15 protein-coding genes are annotated in these 16,885 nt (G+C 71.4%); 5 read left to right on the top strand and 10 right to left on the bottom strand.

The genetic code is table 11. The annotated features are described in order from the left end of the window. Positions 1-6: 6 nt before the first annotated feature. Positions 7-945 carry a 2-hydroxyacid dehydrogenase gene (locus ACFXBC_RS02475; protein WP_385017739.1) on the bottom strand — a complete coding sequence of 313 codons (939 nt, stop codon included), beginning with the start codon at positions 943-945 and terminating at the stop codon, positions 7-9. Between the two features lie 47 nt (positions 946-992). Here ACFXBC_RS02475 and ACFXBC_RS02470 point away from each other — a divergent pair, with 47 nt between their 5' ends. The 4 genes from ACFXBC_RS02470 (at position 993) to ACFXBC_RS02455 (ending at position 4,327) form a co-directional block, all read left to right on the top strand. Then, complete coding sequence (locus tag ACFXBC_RS02470) at positions 993-1,985, top strand: aldo/keto reductase (protein WP_385017736.1); 993 nt, start codon at positions 993-995, stop codon at positions 1,983-1,985. 235 nt (positions 1,986-2,220) lie between these two features. Further along, positions 2,221-3,417, top strand: a complete 1,197-nt coding sequence (locus ACFXBC_RS02465) for a PQQ-dependent sugar dehydrogenase (RefSeq protein ID WP_385017733.1) — start codon at positions 2,221-2,223, stop codon at positions 3,415-3,417. Positions 3,418-3,484: 67 nt separating this feature from the next. Beyond that, positions 3,485-3,724, top strand: coding sequence for a DUF6191 domain-containing protein (locus tag ACFXBC_RS02460; protein WP_385017730.1), 240 nt, complete (start codon positions 3,485-3,487; stop codon positions 3,722-3,724). Positions 3,725-3,868: 144 nt separating this feature from the next. After that, entirely contained in the window at positions 3,869-4,327 is a 459-nt protein-coding gene (locus tag ACFXBC_RS02455) for a carbonic anhydrase (RefSeq protein ID WP_385017727.1), read from the top strand. A gap of 175 nt (positions 4,328-4,502) precedes the next feature. On the opposite strand, the gene ACFXBC_RS02450 is transcribed toward ACFXBC_RS02455, so the two are convergent. From ACFXBC_RS02450 to ACFXBC_RS02430, 5 genes are all read right to left on the bottom strand, one after another. Further along, positions 4,503-7,685: a helix-turn-helix transcriptional regulator gene (locus ACFXBC_RS02450; protein WP_385017725.1), complete on the bottom strand. Its 3,183-nt coding sequence runs from the start codon at positions 7,683-7,685 to the stop codon at positions 4,503-4,505. A gap of 83 nt (positions 7,686-7,768) precedes the next feature. Beyond that, positions 7,769-7,942: a hypothetical protein gene (locus ACFXBC_RS02445; RefSeq protein ID WP_385017722.1), complete on the bottom strand. Its 174-nt coding sequence runs from the start codon at positions 7,940-7,942 to the stop codon at positions 7,769-7,771. A gap of 192 nt (positions 7,943-8,134) precedes the next feature. Next, a complete protein-coding gene (locus tag ACFXBC_RS02440; protein ID WP_385017720.1) occupies positions 8,135-8,746 on the bottom strand; it encodes a hypothetical protein in 612 nt (203 codons plus the stop codon). A 35-nt stretch (positions 8,747-8,781) separates the two neighbouring features. After that, a complete protein-coding gene (locus tag ACFXBC_RS02435) occupies positions 8,782-9,336 on the bottom strand; it encodes a GNAT family N-acetyltransferase (RefSeq protein ID WP_385017717.1) in 555 nt (184 codons plus the stop codon). Then, positions 9,314-11,512 (bottom strand): MMPL family transporter, encoded by a 2,199-nt coding sequence (locus ACFXBC_RS02430; protein WP_385017714.1) that lies wholly within the window; start codon positions 11,510-11,512, stop codon positions 9,314-9,316. Before ACFXBC_RS02430 ends, ACFXBC_RS02435 begins: the two co-directional genes overlap by 23 nt. Positions 11,513-11,693: 181 nt before the next feature. Between ACFXBC_RS02430 and ACFXBC_RS02425 the strand changes: the two genes are divergently transcribed. Then, positions 11,694-12,080 (top strand): RNA-binding S4 domain-containing protein, encoded by a 387-nt coding sequence (locus ACFXBC_RS02425; RefSeq protein WP_385017711.1) that lies wholly within the window; start codon positions 11,694-11,696, stop codon positions 12,078-12,080. Positions 12,081-12,186: 106 nt separating this feature from the next. Here the strand turns inward: ACFXBC_RS02425 and ACFXBC_RS02420 are convergent, their stop codons facing one another. The 4 genes from ACFXBC_RS02420 to gatA form a co-directional block, all read right to left on the bottom strand. After that, a complete protein-coding gene (locus ACFXBC_RS02420) occupies positions 12,187-13,443 on the bottom strand; it encodes an SLC13 family permease (protein WP_385017839.1) in 1,257 nt (418 codons plus the stop codon). Between the two features lie 173 nt (positions 13,444-13,616). Next, positions 13,617-15,125: an Asp-tRNA(Asn)/Glu-tRNA(Gln) amidotransferase subunit GatB gene (gene gatB / locus ACFXBC_RS02415; RefSeq protein WP_385017708.1), complete on the bottom strand. Its 1,509-nt coding sequence runs from the start codon at positions 15,123-15,125 to the stop codon at positions 13,617-13,619. Between the two features lie 16 nt (positions 15,126-15,141). Next, positions 15,142-15,381 (bottom strand): hypothetical protein, encoded by a 240-nt coding sequence (locus ACFXBC_RS02410; RefSeq protein ID WP_385017705.1) that lies wholly within the window; start codon positions 15,379-15,381, stop codon positions 15,142-15,144. Next, positions 15,378-16,883, bottom strand: a complete 1,506-nt coding sequence (gene gatA / locus ACFXBC_RS02405; protein WP_385017702.1) for an Asp-tRNA(Asn)/Glu-tRNA(Gln) amidotransferase subunit GatA — start codon at positions 16,881-16,883, stop codon at positions 15,378-15,380. The genes ACFXBC_RS02410 and gatA overlap by 4 nt, the downstream gene beginning before the upstream one ends. Positions 16,884-16,885 lie beyond the last annotated feature (2 nt).

Genomic DNA, 16,885 nt, shown 5'->3' with positions numbered 1-16,885 from the left:
ACGCGCCTATTCGGTCGTCATTACGACATTCTCCGGCTGCTGACCCGCCGCGAACCGGGTCAGCTGCGAGGCCAGCAGCCGCTTGGCGCGGGGGGTGAACGCCGAGGTGGCACCGCCCGCGTGGGGGCTGATGAGGCAGCCGGGCGCGTGCCACAACGGGTGTCCGGCGGGCAGCGGTTCGGGGTCCGTGACGTCGAGGGCCGCGCGCAGCCGTTCCGTCTCCAGCTCGGCGAGGAGCGCCTCGGTGTCGACGACGGGGCCGCGCGCGACGTTCACCAGCAGCGCGCCGTCCTTCATGCCCGCCAGGAAGTCCGCGTCCACCAGCCCCCTGGTCTGTTCGGTGAGCGGCGTGGAGAGGACGACGACGTCCGCGCCCGGCAGCAGCTCCGACAGTTCGTTGAATGCGTGCACTTGACCGCGCTCCGTAGTGCGAGAGGAGCGCGCGACGCGCACCACCCGCGCACACTCGAAGGGAACGAGCCGGTCCTCGATCGCGGCGCCGATCGACCCGTACCCCACGATCAGTACCGTCCCGTCGGCGAGCGCGGGCCGGAAACCGGACCGCCAGTCCTCACTCTGCTGACCGCGAACGAAATCGGGTATCCCGCGCAGCGAGGCCAGCATCAGGGTGAGGGCGAGTTCGGCGGTGGACGCCTCGTGCACACCACGCGCGTTGCAGAGCCGGACGCCGGCGTGGAGGCCGCCCAGGCCCTGCCGTACGTCGTCGACACCGGCCGTGAGGGTCTGTACGACGCGCACACGCGTCATCTCGCCGAGCGGGCGCAGCGCGACCTCCGTGCCCTTCATGTAGGGGACCACGTAATAGGCGCAGTCGGCGGGGTCGGCGGGGTACTGCGGACCGCCGTCCCAGAACCGGTAACGGAGCTTGTCGGGCAGGCCGTCGATCTCGTCGGGCGGGAAGGGGAGCCACACATCAGCAGTCATGATCCGGAGGTTAGTTTGGGGGACGGGAAGAGGGAGGATGCGGCCAGGTGGAGCGCAGGACAATCGGGGCGGCAGCGCTCGAAGTGGGCGCTATCGGGCTCGGCTGTATGCCGATGAGCTGGGCGTACACCAGCTCTCAGCAACGCGGGGACCGTTCGCTGCGCGCCGTGCACGCCGCACTCGACGCCGGCTCGACCCTGCTCGACACAGCCGACATGTACGGCCCGTTCACCAATGAACTGCTGCTGGGCCGGGTCCTGAGGGAGCGCCGGGCCGATGTCTTCCTCTCCACCAAGTGTGGCCTCCTGGCGGGCGAACAGCACATCGTGGCCAACGGCAGACCCGGTTATATACGCCGGGCCTGCGATGCCTCGCTGCGGCGGCTGCAGACCGATGTGATCGACCTCTACCAGCTGCACAGGGCCGATCCCGAGGTGCCGGTCGAGGAGACCTGGGGGGCCATGGCCGAACTGGTAGCGGCGGGAAAGGTGCGGGCCCTCGGTTTCTGCGCGGTGGGAGCGCGCGCCTCCCGGCGCTCCGGCGCCCGCCTGCACGACGGGACGGTCCGGCAGCTGGACCGGGTGCAGCAGGTTTTCCCGGTGAGCGCCGTGCAGGCCGAACTCTCGGTGTGGTCCCGGGACGCTCTCGACACCCTGCTGCCGTGGTGCGAGGCGCGTGGGGTGGGGTTCCTGGCCGCGATGCCGCTGGGGAACGGTTTCCTCACGGGCACCCTCACCCCGGGGCAGGGCTTCGAGCCCGATGATGTGCGGGCCAGGCATCCGCGGTTCACGGCCGAGATGATGGCGGCGAACCAGCCCGTGGTGGCGGGGCTGCGGCGGATCGCGGACCGGCTCGGGGCGACCCCGGCCCAGGTGGCGCTGGCCTGGGTGCTGAGGCAGGGGCCGCAGGTGGTGCCGGTGCCGGGGACCAAGCAGGAGCAGTGGGCCACGGAGAACGCCCGCGCCGCGGAACTGGCGCCGACGGCGGAGGATCTCGCGGAGATCGCGGAGCTGCCGCCCGCACGCGGCTCCTGGGACTGAGACGGCCCGTGGCCGGTGCACCCGGACGGGGCCCCGGCCAGGTGCAACCGGACGGGTATGTGTACGGGCACCGTCGCGGCTGCGCGGGCAACGTCGAGACTGCGCGGGCACCGGTCGAGACTGCGCGGGCGGCACTCCCGGGGGCGCTGGACGGACGGCGCTCCCGGGGGCTGGACGGGTCGCGCCTTCGGAGCTGTACGGACCGGAGTGGGAACCGGCGACGGGCCTGCGGTGTATGAACAGTAGCTGTGCCGTCGTCGAAGGGATCAGAACCGTGCAACGTCCAGCTGTGACAGCCGTGTTGGCCTCGGTCCTGCTGTTGTCGGCCGTCGGGTGCTCGACCGCGGGCGGCGATGGCCCACCGGGCACGGCCCGCGCCCCAGGGCCGCACACGGGCACCTCCGCGTCGCCCTCTCCGTCCCGGGCCGTCCCACCGGCGAAGGGGGCGGTGAAGATCGTCTCGACCCTCACCACGGGTCTCGATTCGCCGTGGGGGGTCGCGGTCCTCCCCGAGGGGGACCTGCTGGTCTCCTCACGCGACCGGGGGACGATCATCAAGGTCGATGCCGGAACCGGCCGGAAGACGGCCGTCGGAAAGGTCCCGGGGGTGGCCCCTGCCGGTGAGGGCGGGCTGCTGGGCATAGCGGTCTCCCCCACGTACGCCTCGGACCACCTGGTGTACGCGTACTTCACCACCACCTCCGACAACCGCATCGCGCGTATGTTCTACGACGCGAAGCAGCCGACTGGGCAGCAGCTGGGAGCACCCGACACGGTCTTCAAGGGCATCCCGAAGGGAGCCCTTCACAACGGCGGACGCATCGCCTTCGGACCGGACAAGATGCTCTACGCGGGCACCGGCGAGACCGGCGACCGGGGCCTGGCCCAGGACAGGAAGTCGCTGGGCGGCAAGATCCTCCGGATGACACCGGACGGACAGCCGGTGCACGGCGATCCCTGGGCCGACTCCGTCGTCTACTCCTACGGGCACCGCAATGTGCAGGGCCTCGCCTGGGACACGGACGGGCAGCTGTGGGCCGACGAGTTCGGCCAGGACACCTGGGACGAGCTGAACCTGATCCGTCCCGGGAAGAACTACGGCTGGCCGGAAGTGGAGGGCAAGGCAGGAAAGGGGGCCTTCACTGGCTCCGTGGAGCAGTGGAAGCCGGCGGACGCCTCCCCGAGTGGTATCGCCTACGCCGAGGGATCCCTCTGGATGGCGTCCCTGCGCGGCGAGCGGCTGTGGCGGATCCCGCTCGACGGCGACAAGCCGTCGGCCCGGCCGCAGGCCTTCCTCCAGGGCAGGTACGGGCGGCTGCGCACCGTGGTCTCCGCAGGCGGGGACAGGCTGTGGCTGGTCACGAGCAACACCGACTCACGGGGCAGGCCCAAGGCCGGGGACGACCGGATCCTTCAGCTGGAGGTGAAGTAGCCGGGGTTACGCTGAGGAGGGCTCACCGCACGGGAGCCCGGCCGGGGCTCACCCCCAGGGGGTCTGGATGTTCAACCTGATAGAGCAGCTCTTCGCACCTGGGCGTAAGCACACCGAGGACGAGAACAAGCGGCTTGAGCTGTCCCGCGTCGATCTCAACGACGGCGATCCGGGACGCGGCCCGATAGACCTGGACTCGGGCACAGTGACCATCCGGCCCAATGACAAGAGCCAGGACGAGGACCAGAGCCAGGACGAGGGCCGGCACGAGGACCAGCACCAGGGGCATGGGCGGGGGCAGGCGTAGGGCCAGCTCCCGTTGGAGGCCTGGCCACCAGCGCCGGGAGTGGGGCCCGATCCCATCTGAGGCCCGGCGACCTGCACCAGCACGAGTGCCCTGCCGGTGCCGGCTCCTGGCCCAGAAGCAGGAGCCTTTCGGCTCGGTCCTCTCGTGCATCGACTCCGGGTACTTCCTGAGCTCCTTTTCGACACCGGCCTGGGCGACCTCTACGTGATGCGCACGGGCGGAGAAGCGGTCGGCCCGGTCGTCACCGGCTCCGTCGAGTACGGGCCCATGACGAGTGGCACCCCCCTCATCGTGGTCCTCGGGCATCAGCGCTGCGGAGCCATCAAGGCGGCGTACACGTCCCTGTGTGACGGCAAACCGCTGCCCGGCAACCTGCAGGCGATCGTCAAGGCCATGCAGCCCGCGTACGAACAGGCAGTCCGGGAAGGGGGCGCCGACCCGACCGAGACCATGGCCCGCGCCCAGGTCAGGTTGACCGCGGCCGGTCTGCGCTCCAACAAGGATCTGGCCCCCCTTGTGGCCAAGGGCTCCCTGGCCGTGGTCGGCGCCTACTACTCACTCGACAGCGGCCAGGTGAACGTCCTGTCCGGTGCGCCTTCCTGATCTGTCGGCCGAGCGCCATGCGGACCGCTCTTGAGGGGCTGGCTGTCCCTTCTCGTGGCCGAAGCCGGTCAGCGGACGACCCCGCCCGCTGAGGGCGGAGGACGGCTGAGAACAGCAGCCGGCCGAGAGGAGCGGACAGCTGAGGCGGCTCGGGCCACCCAGCCGGCCCGCACCCTCAGCCAACCCCCGCGGTGTCCTGAACGGCGTTCTCCGGCACACGGACCGCTGTATCTGCTGTGCCCACTGCATCTGATGTGCCCGCTGCACCTGCCGCGTCCGTGGAGCCTGCCGTATCGACGCCGGAGTCGGTGAAGAGGTGCAGCCGGTGGACCAGTGCGGCGGCCTCCCCACGGCCGGTGACACCGAGCTTGGCCAGGATGTGGGAGACATGCACGCTCGCCGTCTTGGGTGCGATGAACAGCGTCTCGGCTATCTGCCGGTTGGTGCGGCCCGCCGCGACCAGCCGCAGGACGTCCTGCTCACGGCTGGTGAGGCCGAAGTCGTCGACCGGGCTGCGCACGCCCTTCCGTGCGGCAGCGGGCCGGGGGTGGTCGTCCGCGGCTTCGGTGAGCGGGAGTCTGGCCCGCTGTGCGAGCAATCCGATCTCCTCGGCCAGCGGGCGGGTGCCCAGCCGATCGGCCGTGGCCAGACTGCCGCGGAGCAGCCGCGCCGCGCGTTCACGGTCGGGCTCCCGGGCGGAGCCATGCGCGAGCAGGGCGGCGGCCCAGTGGACCTGCACCTGCGCCAGCTCGTAAGGCCGTTCCAGCGGCTCCAGGGCCTCGGCGGCGGCGCTCCAGTGCTCCGGCCGGTCGCGACCGTCGGCTCGGGCCAACTCGGCGCTCACATGGAGGGCGTAGGCCGCCCAGAGCGGTACGGGGGTGGCGAGCCGCATCGCTGTCGCGCGGATGAGGGCCAGGGCCTGCGCGCGGCCCGGCTCGGCCGCCGGCAGGCCGCGGGTGTTCGCCTCGGCGGTGGCGGCCGCAAGAAGCAGTGGCCAGCCGTACCGCTGGGTGCCGGGAGGGAATCCGGCCGCCACGGTGTCGGCCAGGACCTCGCGGGCCTCCGCCGGCCGGCCCTGGGCGGCCAGGATCCCCAGGGTGAGTCTGGCCAGGGGGATGGCGTGCTGGGGCATCGGGTCATGGGTGCCGAAGTGGGCCCGGGCGGACGCGAGGTGCCCGGCCGCCTCGGTCCGCTCGCCGCGGAGCAGCGCCAGATCCGTCAGTCGCAGACAGACGTTCCCCCGGGGCTTGGCGCTCTGCGCGCCCCTCAGCACCCACTGGGCGCAGGCCGACGCCTCGCCCCAGCGGCCCAGGGCGAAGAGTGAGTCGGTCAGGTTGCTCCGGACCCATGCCTCCTGGTCCCGCAGGCCGTACTTGCCCGCGAGGGCGACCCCGGCGGTCCCCACATCGACGGCCTCGTCGGATCGGCCGATGGCCTCCAGGTGCGACATCAGGTTGGTGTGGGCGCGGCAGGCTTCGGACACCAGGCCGAGTTCGGCCGTCCGCCGGAGGGCCGCCCGCATGGTGGCAAGCCCGGTCTCGACATCGCCGGAGTCGATCAGGAGGCCGCCGAGGGTGAGGCGGGCGTTCAGTTCGGTCTCCTCGGCGCCGACCAGCCGGGCGTAGTCCACGGCGCATTCGGCCGCGGACAAGCTGTCGGGTCCCGGTTCATGGAGCATCGCCCAGCCCGCCGCGGTGGCGAGGACCTGGGCGTGGACGGCCGACGGCGGCAGCCCCCGCACCAGCTCCTGGGCGGCGGCGATCTCCCGCCAGCCGTTGCCCCGGGCCAGGCTCTGTTCCAGCTTGGCCCGCTCGGTCCAGAACCAGGCGGCGCGCAGAGCGTCGTCGGCGCCGCCGTCGATGATCCGCAGGGCCTTCTTGGCGATCTTCAGGGCCCGTTCGCGCTCACCGCAGCAGCGCGCGGCGACCACCGCTTCGGCGAGCAGGTCGAGATAGCGCACCGCGGAGGGTGCGGATGTCCCGGGATCGCATCCGCAGACCGGGTAGGCGTCGGCCGAGTCCATCGGCCGCAGCCCCTCCCGTACACCGGCGGGCACACTGTCCCACAGCTCCATCGCCCGCTCCAGGAGCCGCAGTTGCTCGGCGTAGGCGTGGCGCTGACGGGCCTCCGCGGAGGCCAGCAGTACGGCGGGCAGGGCCTTCGCCGCGTCGTGTGCGTAGTACCAGTAGCCGGCGAGCCGGGTGGTGCGCGCGTCGGCCCGTACGAGCGAGGGGTCGGCCTCCAGCGCCTCCGCGCACTGGCGGTTGATACGGGAACGCTCGCCCGGCAGCAGATCGTCACTGACGGCCTCACGGACCAGGGAGTGGCGGAAGCGGTAACCGGCGCCGTCCGGCGCGGCGATCAGGATGCCGGCCCCGACAGCGGCCCGCAACGCCTCGATCAGCTCGTCCTCGCACAGCCGGGTCACGGCGGCGAGCAGCGGATACTCGACGGTCGAGCCGCCCTCGGCCGCGAACCGGACAACCCGCTGGGCGTGGTCGGACAGGGCTTCGACCCGGACCAGCAGCAGGTCGCGCAGTGAGTCGCTGATCCCGGACACCGCACCGGTGCCGGTGCAGACGGCCAGTTCCTCGACGAAGAAGGCATTGCCGTCGGAGCGGGCGAAGATCTCGTCGGCCAGCGCCGGTTCCGGCTCGGCGGCGAGGATGCCGGTCAGCTGGAGGCGTACCTCGGACCGGGTGAAACGGGCCAGGTCGATCCGGCGGACCGTACGCAGCCGGTCCAGTTCCGCCAGGAGCGGGCGCAGTGGATGGCGGCGGTGGATGTCGTCGGCCCGGTAGGTGGCGACGACCACGAGGCGCCCGCTGCTGAGGGTCCGGAAGAGATAGGCGAGCAGATGGCGCGTCGATGCGTCGGCCCAGTGCAGGTCCTCCAGGACCAGTACCACCGTACGGTCGGCGGCTATCCGCTCCAGCAGCCGTGAGGTCAGCTCGAAGAGCCGTGCCGTGCCGTCCTCGTGGTCCGTCCGTCTGCCGGTCTCCCCCAATTCGGGCAGGATTCTGGCCAGTTCGCCCTCCTGGCCCTCGATCGCCGCGGCCATCTCGTCGGGGAGACGGCGGCGCAGTGCGCGCAGGGCGGTGGAGAACGGGGCGTACGGAAGGCCGTCGGCGCCGATCTCGACACAGCCGCCGACCGCGACGACGGCCCCGGTGCGGCCCGCCCCCTCGGTGAACTCCTCGATGAGTCTGGTCTTGCCGACCCCGGCCTCTCCTCCGATGAGCAGCGCCTGCGGCTCCCCTGCCGTGGCGCGCGAGAGCGCTTCGCCGAGGGCGGCCAACTCATCGGCGCGACCGACGAATACCGGGCTGACCGAGGTGATCTCCACAGGGCCGAGCATGGCACAGGGGTCGGACAGTGCGGCACCCGTACGAGGGGTGCCGTCTGCCGACGTGCGGTCCGGGCCGGGCGGTGCGCCGTGCATCAGGCCGCGTGGGCGAACAGGTCGCGCAGTGCCCTCACCTTCCCCTCCGTGTCGTCCCGGCCGGAACGGCGGGCGGCCCTGCGGGCCTTGAGTGCCTGGGCTGCGAGCCGTCCGGCCTCGGCGCGTCGGGTGAGGTCGGCGGCGTGGGCCTTCTGGAGGTCCTGCTGGATCATGATGTTCTCCCCTGTGGGCGGAGGCCGGTCGCGGCTTCCTTCGATGCCTCGACTCTCGTCTCCCAGGGGGGTTCGCCGCATCGGGCGAGTGCCCGATCCTCATGGCGGAGGGGGCCTTAGGCGCGGTACGTGAGTGCTTACGTACGGCCCAGGCCCCCTCGGGGATGCCTTACAGGTTCCGGTCCTGCGGTTTTACTGGGTTGGTGCGGGCGCGGTGGCGGGGGCGGACGGGAGCGCGGCGAACAGGTCGAAGTACATGCCGACGGCGACGATCAGGCCGATGACGGCGACGCCGACAGCGCCCCAGGAGACGGCCCGGACCCAGACGGCCTGCCGGCGGACGGGCAAGCTGAAGAACGGACGGGCCAGTACGAGGGCCCCGACGATCAGTGCCAGCAGTGCGAAGACGCCGTTGACGAGAGCGGTGGTGTGCCAGGAGTCGGCGTACACCTCGTGGATCTGCTGCGAGGCGCTGGCGCCCTGGGAGAGCTTCAGCTGGCCGGTCAGGGTCTCGCGCTCGGAGAGCACCTTGCCCATCCAGCTGCCGGAGAGCCCGACGAAGCCGAGCGCTGCGGCGACGACGGCCGCCGCGCCCGCGCCGATCCCGGGGCGGGCGGCAGCGGGGCTGTTCCCCGCCAGTTCGGCCTCCTGGGCCGCTTCCTCGGCTGCGGCCTCCGCCGCGGCTTCGTCCGCGTCGATGTCGTTGTCCTCGGCGGTCGCCTCCGCCGCGGCCTCTTCGGCCTCGGCGTCCTGCACCTTGGCGGCGGAGTCGTCGGTCGTGTCGGTCTTGGTGGTGGCGTTCATACGGCGCACGCTAGGGGCACTTTCTGAGAGCGGGCTTAATGCTCTCTGTGCGCCTTCCACTCGGACGCCAGGAGGGCCCAGACCTCGGTGTCGTACCGGGTCCCCCGATGGAGGTGGTTCTGCCGCAGGACGCCCTCGTGCACCATTCCGAGCCGCTTCGCGACGTTGACGGAGCCGGTGTTCCCGCGGGCGGCCTGCCATTCGACGCGGTGCATCCCGCGCACGTCCACCGCCCAGTCGATGAGGAGTCCTGCGGCGCGGGTGATCAGTCCGCGTCCCACCGCGGCGGGCTCCAGCCAGCAGCCGACCTCGCAGCAGCCCGTCGCGGCGTCGAAGTGCGGGAAAAGGACCCCTCCCACCAGCGTGCCGTCCAGCCTGATGCCGAAGATCCGGCCGCCGTCCGCCGCCTGCCTGTCCGCGTACGACTGGAGGAACGCCCGCGCCGACGGGAGGTCCACGGCCACGTCGGTCAGCTTGATGTACTGACCGATGAAGTCGCGCCCCCGGTCGATATGGGCGAGGTACTCCTCTGCCTGCCAGGGCTCCAGGGGCCCCAGCTCGGCGCCGTCACCGAGCGATATCGCGAACATGACTCTCCTCCACCACGGGCGTGCGCTCCGCCGGAATCCTCGCACGGGCACCGGGGGCGGGCGCCTCGATACTGATCCGGGGCAGCCGCCGGTCCAGCCAGCCGGGCAGCCACCAGTTGGCCCGGCCGAGCAGGTGCATCAGGGCCGGGACCAGGAGTGTGCGCAGGACGAAGGCGTCGAGCGCGACAGCTGCGGCGAGGGCGATCCCGAACATCGCGATGACCCGGTCGCCGCTGAGCACGAAGGCGAGGAAGACCGAGATCATGATGACGGCCGCGGAGTTGATCACACGGCTGGTCTCGGCGAGGCCGATCCGGACGGCACGCCGGTTGTCGCCGGTCTCACGCCACTCCTCGTACATCCGGCTGACCAGGAAGACCTGGTAGTCCATGGAGAGCCCGAAGAGCACCGAGACCATGATCACCGGCAGGAAGGGCTCGATGGGTCCCGCCCTGCCGAGCCCCAGCAGTTCGCTCCCCCATCCCCACTGGAAGACGGCGATGACGACCCCGAACGCGGAGGCCACCGCTGCCACGTTCATCACCGCGGCCTTGACCGGAATACCGAGGGAGCGGAACGCCAGCAGCAGGAGCAGACAGCCGAGCGCGATCACCACACCGACGAAGAGCGGAAGTTTGCCGACGATCACCTTCGCGAAGTCGTCGTAGCTCGCGGTGACACCACCGACATCGACGGCGAGCGAGGTCCCGCTCTCGGCCCGGGGAAGGATGTCGGTGCGCAGCCGGTCGACGAGGTCGCTGGTCCGCTGCGACTGCGGGGCCGATTCGGGGACGACCGTGACGAGGGCCGTGTCACCGCTGCCGTTGTAGGTGACCGGGCTCACGGATGAGACACCGGTGGTCGTACGCAGGCGGGCGGGGATCGCGTCCATCGCCACCCGGTCCCCCGCGCCGTCCAGCTTCGCGACCAGGGTGAGCGGGCCGTTGGCTCCGGGCCCGAACCCCTTGCCGATCAGGTCGTACGCCTGCCGGGTGGTCGAGCCCGCCGGGCTGTTGCCCTGGTCGGACGTGCCCAGATGGAGCCCGAGGGTGGGCAGCGCGAGGACCAGCATCACCGCGGCGGCGAGTGCGCCGAGTGCCCGGGGGTGCCGCTCCACGAAAGCCGCCCAGCGCGCGGCGAAGCCGCCCGGCACGTCGGGCTGCGGGCCGCGCTCAGCGAGCCGGGCGCGCTCACGGCGGCTCAGCGCCCGCATTCCGATGAACGAGAGGAGCGCGGGCAGCAGGGTCACCGACGCGAGCACGGTCAGGACGACCGTGAAGGAGGCCGCGACGGCGACACCGTTGAGGAAGTCCAGCCGCAGCACGAGCATGCCGAGCAGGGCGATACAGACCGTCGCCCCGGCGAAGACGACGGCGCGGCCCGTCGTGCTCACCGCGTGCGTCACCGCGTCGGCCACCGGCAGCCCCCGGCGCAGTGCCTTGCGGTGTCTGGTCACGATGAACAGCGCGTAGTCGATGCCGACGCCGAGCCCTATCAGCATCCCGAGCATCGGCGCGAAGTCGGCGACGGTCATGACGTGCCCGAGCAGTTCGATGCCCGCGTACGCGGTACCGACGCCGACCAGGGCGGTGGCGATGGGCAGCAGGCTCGCGGCAAAGGCGCCGAAGGCGAGGAAGAGCACCAGCGCGGCGACACCGACCCCGATGGCCTCGCTCAGGTGCACGCCGGTGGTCTGGGTGAGCGCTATGGCGCTGCCGCCCAGCTCGACCTGGAGCCCGTGGGCCTCGGCCGCCTTCGCCGTGTCGACCACGGCCCTGACCTGCGGCTCGGGGATCTCGTCGGACTGCGCGCCGAAGGTGAACACGGCATAGGCGGTGTGCCCGTCGGCGCTGGTGCGCGGCGCCCCGACGGAGGAGATCCCCGGGAGGTCGCCGATCTTGTTGAGAGTCTGCGTCATCCGCTGTTCGACGCCCGAGGCGCGGACACTGCCCTGCGCGGTGTGCCAGACGATGGTGTCGCTGTCGCCGCCCAGGCCGTGGAAGCCCTGGTCGAGCAGGGCGGTGGCCCGCCCGGACTCCGTACCCGGCACTTCGTAGTCGTTGGAGTACGCGGAGCCCGCGAGTCCCGCGGCCGCCGCGGTACCGCCGAGGGCGAGGAGCCAGAGGAGAACGGCCAGCAGGCGGTGCCTGATGCACCATCGCGCGACGGCTGCCAACGGACTGCTCCCTCGGGGTCGACCTGGGTGGTTCATCAGACCTGGGTGGTTCATCAGCCTTTAACGGGAATAAACCGTAAAGAGTGCAGACCTTCGGCGCATCACTCTGGCATCGAAAAGTGATCAATTGACTGTTTCGTGGGGTTAGTCACAGGGGTCCGCGCCGCCGTAAGGTCGGGGTATGGCTGCTGAAGAGGGGACCGTACGGCTCGACACCTGGATCTGGTCGGTGCGCCTCACCAAGACACGCGCGCAGGCGGCTGCCGCCTGCCGGGCCGGTCACGCCCGCCTCAACGGCGAGCGCGTCAAGCCGGCCCACGCCGTGCAGGCGGGCGACGAGGTGCGGCTGTTCCACGCGGGACGCCAGCGGATCGTCGAGGTGTCCCGCCTGGTCCGCAAGCGGGTGGGTCCGCCGGTCGCGGCCGAGTGCTACGTGGACAACAGCCCGCCGCCCCCGCCCCGGGAAGCGGTGCTGGACATCCCGGTGCGCGACCGGGGCACGGGCCGGCCGACCAAGCGGGACCGGCGGGAACTGGAGCAGTTGCGCGGGGACATCGGCCTGCGCTGACCGGTCTCGGGGGCCGCCGGTCCGGGAGAGTCCTCCGGCCGGGAGAGTACGCCGGCCCGGGGCGCCCGCCGGATCGGGGAGCCCGCCGGATCGGGGAGCCCGCCGGTCAGACGCCGATGACCCGCAGCGCTCCCCACAGCGCCACCGTTGACACGGCCAGCGTCGCCGGTACGGTCAGCAGGCCGAGCCGGGAGAAGGTGCCGAGCCGGGGTTCCTGCCCGTGCTCGGTCATGATGCGGCGCCACAGCAGGGTGGCGAGCGAGCCCACGTACGTCAGATTGGGCCCGAGGTTCACGCCGATCAGCGCGGCGAGGACCGGTCCGGGCCCGGCGGGGCCGACGACCGGCAGCAGCGCCAGGATCGCGGGCAGGTTGTTGATGGCGTTGGAGAGGACCGCAGCGGTCCCGGCCACCGCGAGGAGGGCGGGCAGTGCGGCACCGCCGGGCAGCAACTGCCCGATCCCGTCGCCCAGTCCGTTGTCGACGACCGCCTTCACGACGACCCCGAGCGCGAGCACGAACAGGCAGAAGAACGGGTTGGCGTCGCGCACCAGGCCCGTGACGGTGGTCCGTCGACGGCGCAGCGCGCGGACACCGAGCACCAGCACCCCGGCGAGCGCGGCCCAGACAGGTTCGGCGCCCGCGAAGGAGGTGACCACGAAGCCGACGAGCGTCAGAGCGACGACGACGAGGGTGAACACCGGCATCTCGGCCCGCTCCGCCTCCTCGGGCGGGTGCGCGGGGGCGGCCAGGTCGGTGGCGAAGAAGCGGCGGAAGACGGCGTACTCGACCGCCACGGCCGCCCCCCACGGCAAGGCCATCAGAGCGGCGAAGCGGGTGAAGGTCAGACCGCTCGCGGAGAACGCCAGCAGATTGGTCAGATTGGAGACGGGCAGCAGCAGGGAGCCGGAGTTGGCGAGGTGCGCGCAGGCGTAGACATGCGGGCGCGGCCGGGCCCCGACCCGCGCGGCTGTCGCGAAGACCACGGGCGTGAGCAGGACGACGGTGGCGTCCAGGCTGAGGACGGCGGTCACCACGGCGGCGACCACGAAGACACCGCCGAGCAGCCCCACCGGGCGGCCGCCGCAGACCCGCGCCACCCAGTCGCCCGCGGCGTCGAACAGCCCGTCGTCGGCACAGAGCTGGGAGAGCACGAGCACGGCGGCGAGGAAGGCCACCACGGGCAGCAGGGTGCGCGTCTGCTCCCAGGCCTCGGAGGGCGATACAGCGCCCAAAAGGACCACGAGTCCGGCCGCGGGCACGGCGGCTGCCGCCTCCGGCCGGCCCTGGGGGCGGGTGACGGCGAAGGCGAGCACGCCGAGGAGCAGCGCTACGGAGAGGATCTCGGCGGGGACGGTGTTCAGGACGTGCTCCGTGGTGGAAGCGGGCTCCGCGGTGGGAGCGGGCCGGGGCCGCGCCCCGGAACTCCGTGTCCCGCGGCGCCGGGTGAGGTGATCTCAGGCCGGGCCTGCGATCGCCTCACCCGGCGCCCGGGCGGAGTCCGGGGCGCGGCCCCGTGCGACCGTGCGTGGGCGGTTCAGCCTTCGGCGCCGAGCTTCTCCAGAATCAGCTCACGGACGCGCGCCGCGTCCGCCTGTCCCCTCGTGGCCTTCATGACCGCGCCGACGAGCGCACCGGCGGCGGCCACCTTGCCACTGCGGATCTTGTCGGCGATGGCGGCGTTGCCCGCGATGGCCTCGTCCACGGCCGCGCCGAGGGCGCCGTCGTCGGAGACGACCTTGAGACCGCGCTTCTCGACGACCTCGTCCGGACCGCCCTCACCGGCGAGCACACCGTCGATGACCTGGCGTGCCAGCTTGTCGTTGAGATCACCGGCGGCGACGAGTTCGGCCACCCGGGCGACCTGGCCGGGCGTGATGGGCAGCGCGGCCAGGTCACGGCCGCTCTCGTTGGCGTGCCGGGCCAGCTCGCCCATCCACCACTTGCGCGCCTGGTCGGACGGGGCGCCCTCGTCGATGGTGGCCAGAATCGGGTCCAGCGCACCGGCGTTGAGGATCGACTGCATGTCGAACTCGGAGACGCCCCACTCCTCACGCAGCCTGTTGCGGCGTACCCGCGGCAGCTCGGGAAGCGCGCCGCGCAGCTCGTCGACCCAGTCGCGCGCGGGCGCGACGGGGACCAGGTCGGGCTCCGGGAAGTACCGGTAGTCCTCGGCGTTGTCCTTGATGCGGCCGGCCGTGGTGGAGCCGTCCTCCTCGTGGAAGTGCCGGGTCTCCTGCACGACCGACCCGCCGGAGCCGAGCACCGCGGCGTGGCGCTGGATCTCGTAGCGCGCGGCACGCTCGACCGAGCGCAGCGAGTTGACGTTCTTCGTCTCCGAGCGCGTCCCGAGCTTCTCCACACCGTGCGGCCGCAGCGACAGGTTGACGTCGCAGCGCATCTGGCCCATCTCCATCCGGGCCTCGGAGACGCCCAGCGCCTTGATCAGCTCGCGCAGCTCGGCGACGTACGCCTTGGCGACCTCGGGGGCGCGCTCGCCCGCTCCTTCGATCGGCTTGGTGACGATCTCGATGAGCGGGATGCCCGCGCGGTTGTAGTCGAGCAGCGAGTGGGAAGCGCCGTGGATACGGCCGGTGGCGCCGCCGACATGCAGCGACTTGCCGGTGTCCTCCTCCATGTGGGCGCGCTCGATCTGCACCCGGAAGGTCTCGCCGTCCTCCAGCTGCACGTCCAGATAGCCGTCGAAGGCGATCGGCTCGTCGTACTGCGAGGTCTGGAAGTTCTTCGGCATGTCCGGATAGAAGTAGTTCTTCCGGGCGAAGCGGCACCACTCGGCGATCTCGCAGTTCAGCGCGAGACCGATCTTGATGGCCGACTCGACGCCGATCGCGTTGACGACCGGCAGTGAGCCGGGCAGGCCCAGACAGGTGGGACAGGTCTGGGAGTTGGGCTCGGCCCCCAGCTCGGTGGAGCAGCCGCAGAACATCTTGGTCCTGGTGCCGAGCTCGACATGGACCTCCAGGCCCATGACGGGGTCGTACGTCGCGAGAGCTTCCTCGTACGACGCGAGTTCAGTGACGGTCACGATGAGACTTTCCCTCTCAGCCCAGCAGGACGTCGTCGTCGCCGAGCCGCTTCAGCTCACGCACGAGCAGGGCGATGCCGGTGGCGATGGCGGCGGCGGAGACAACGGCGTCGACCAGACGGAGCGTGTCGTTCTCGGTGCGGGCCTTCTTGGCCTGCTTGATCACGTTCAGCGCACCGAAGGCAGTGGTTCCGATGGACAGGTACGTACCGGCCTTGGACTTCTTGAATCCCTTGGCCTTGCTGACAGCACTCACAGCGACGGAGCCTCCTCAAGCAGCGGGTGCCCCCACCTTTCCACGAAGGCGGCCTCGACGGCAGCTCCGACCTTGTACAGCCGGTCGTCCTTCATGGCGGGGGCGATGATCTGCAGGCCGACCGGCAGCCCGTCCTCGGGCGCCAGGCCGCAGGGCAGCGACATGGCGGAGTTGCCGGCCAGGTTGGTCGGAATGGTGCACAGGTCGGCGAGGTACATCGCCATCGGGTCGTCGGCGCGCTCACCGATCGGGAAGGCGGTGGTCGGCGTGGTCGGTGAGACGATCACATCGACGCCGCCCTCCCCGAATGCCTTCTCGAAGTCCCGGGTGATGAGGGTGCGGACCTTCTGGGCGCTGCCGTAGTACGCGTCGTAGTAGCCGGAGCTGAGGGCGTACGTGCCGAGGATGATGCGGCGCTTGACCTCGTCGCCGAATCCGGCCTCACGGGAGAGCGCGGTGACGTCCTCGGCCGACTTCGTACCGTCGTCGCCGACCCGCAGGCCGTAGCGCATGGCGTCGAAGCGGGCCAGGTTGGAGCTGCACTCCGAGGGGGCGATCAGGTAGTACGCGGAGAGCGCCAGGTCGAAGGAGGGGCAGTCCAGTTCCACGATGTCGGCGCCGAGGCCCCTGAGGAGCTCGACGGACTCGTCGAAACGCTGGATGACCCCGGCCTGGTAGCCCTCTCCGCGGAACTGCTTGACGACACCGACGCGCAGCCCGGCGACCGAGCCGTTGCGTGCGGCGTCGACGACCGGCGGGACCGGGGCGTCGATGGAGGTCGAGTCGAGCGGGTCGTGTCCGGCGATGGCCTCGTGCAGCAGGGCCGCGTCCAGGACCGTACGGGCGCAGGGACCGCCCTGGTCGAGGGAGGACGAGAACGCCACCATGCCGTAGCGGGAGACCCCGCCGTAGGTCGGCTTGACGCCCACGGTGCCGGTGACGGCCGCGGGCTGGCGGATGGAGCCGCCGGTGTCCGTACCGATGGCCAGCGGGGCCTCGTAGGCGGCCAGCGCGGCGGACGAGCCGCCGCCGGAGCCGCCGGGGATACGGGTGAGGTCCCAGGGGTTGCCGGTGGGCCCGTAGGCGCTGTTCTCGGTCGAGGAACCCATGGCGAACTCGTCCATGTTGGTCTTGCCGAGGATGACGACGTCGGCGGCCTTGAGACGCTTCGTGACGGTCGCGTCGTACGGCGGGAGCCAGCCTTCGAGGATCTTGGAGCCGACGGTGGTCGGGACGCCCTCGGTGGTGAAGATGTCCTTCAGCGCCAGGGGCACGCCGGCCAGCGGTCCGAGCTTCTCACCGTTCGCCCGCTTGGCGTCGACCGCGCGGGCCTGCGCGAGCGCCCCCTCGCGGTCGATGTGCAGGAAGGCGTTGACCTTCTCGTCGACGGCCGCGATGCGGGCGAGATGCGCCTCGGTGACCTCGACGGCCGTGAGCTCACCGGAAGCGATCTTCTCGGCGATCTCGGCGGCGGTGAGCTTGATGATGTTGATGTCCGTCATGG

This window comes from Streptomyces sp. NPDC059398, from assembly GCF_042751845.1.
Classification (GTDB): domain Bacteria; phylum Actinomycetota; class Actinomycetes; order Streptomycetales; family Streptomycetaceae; genus Streptomyces.
This window is presented reverse-complemented; position numbering and strand designations above follow the sequence as displayed.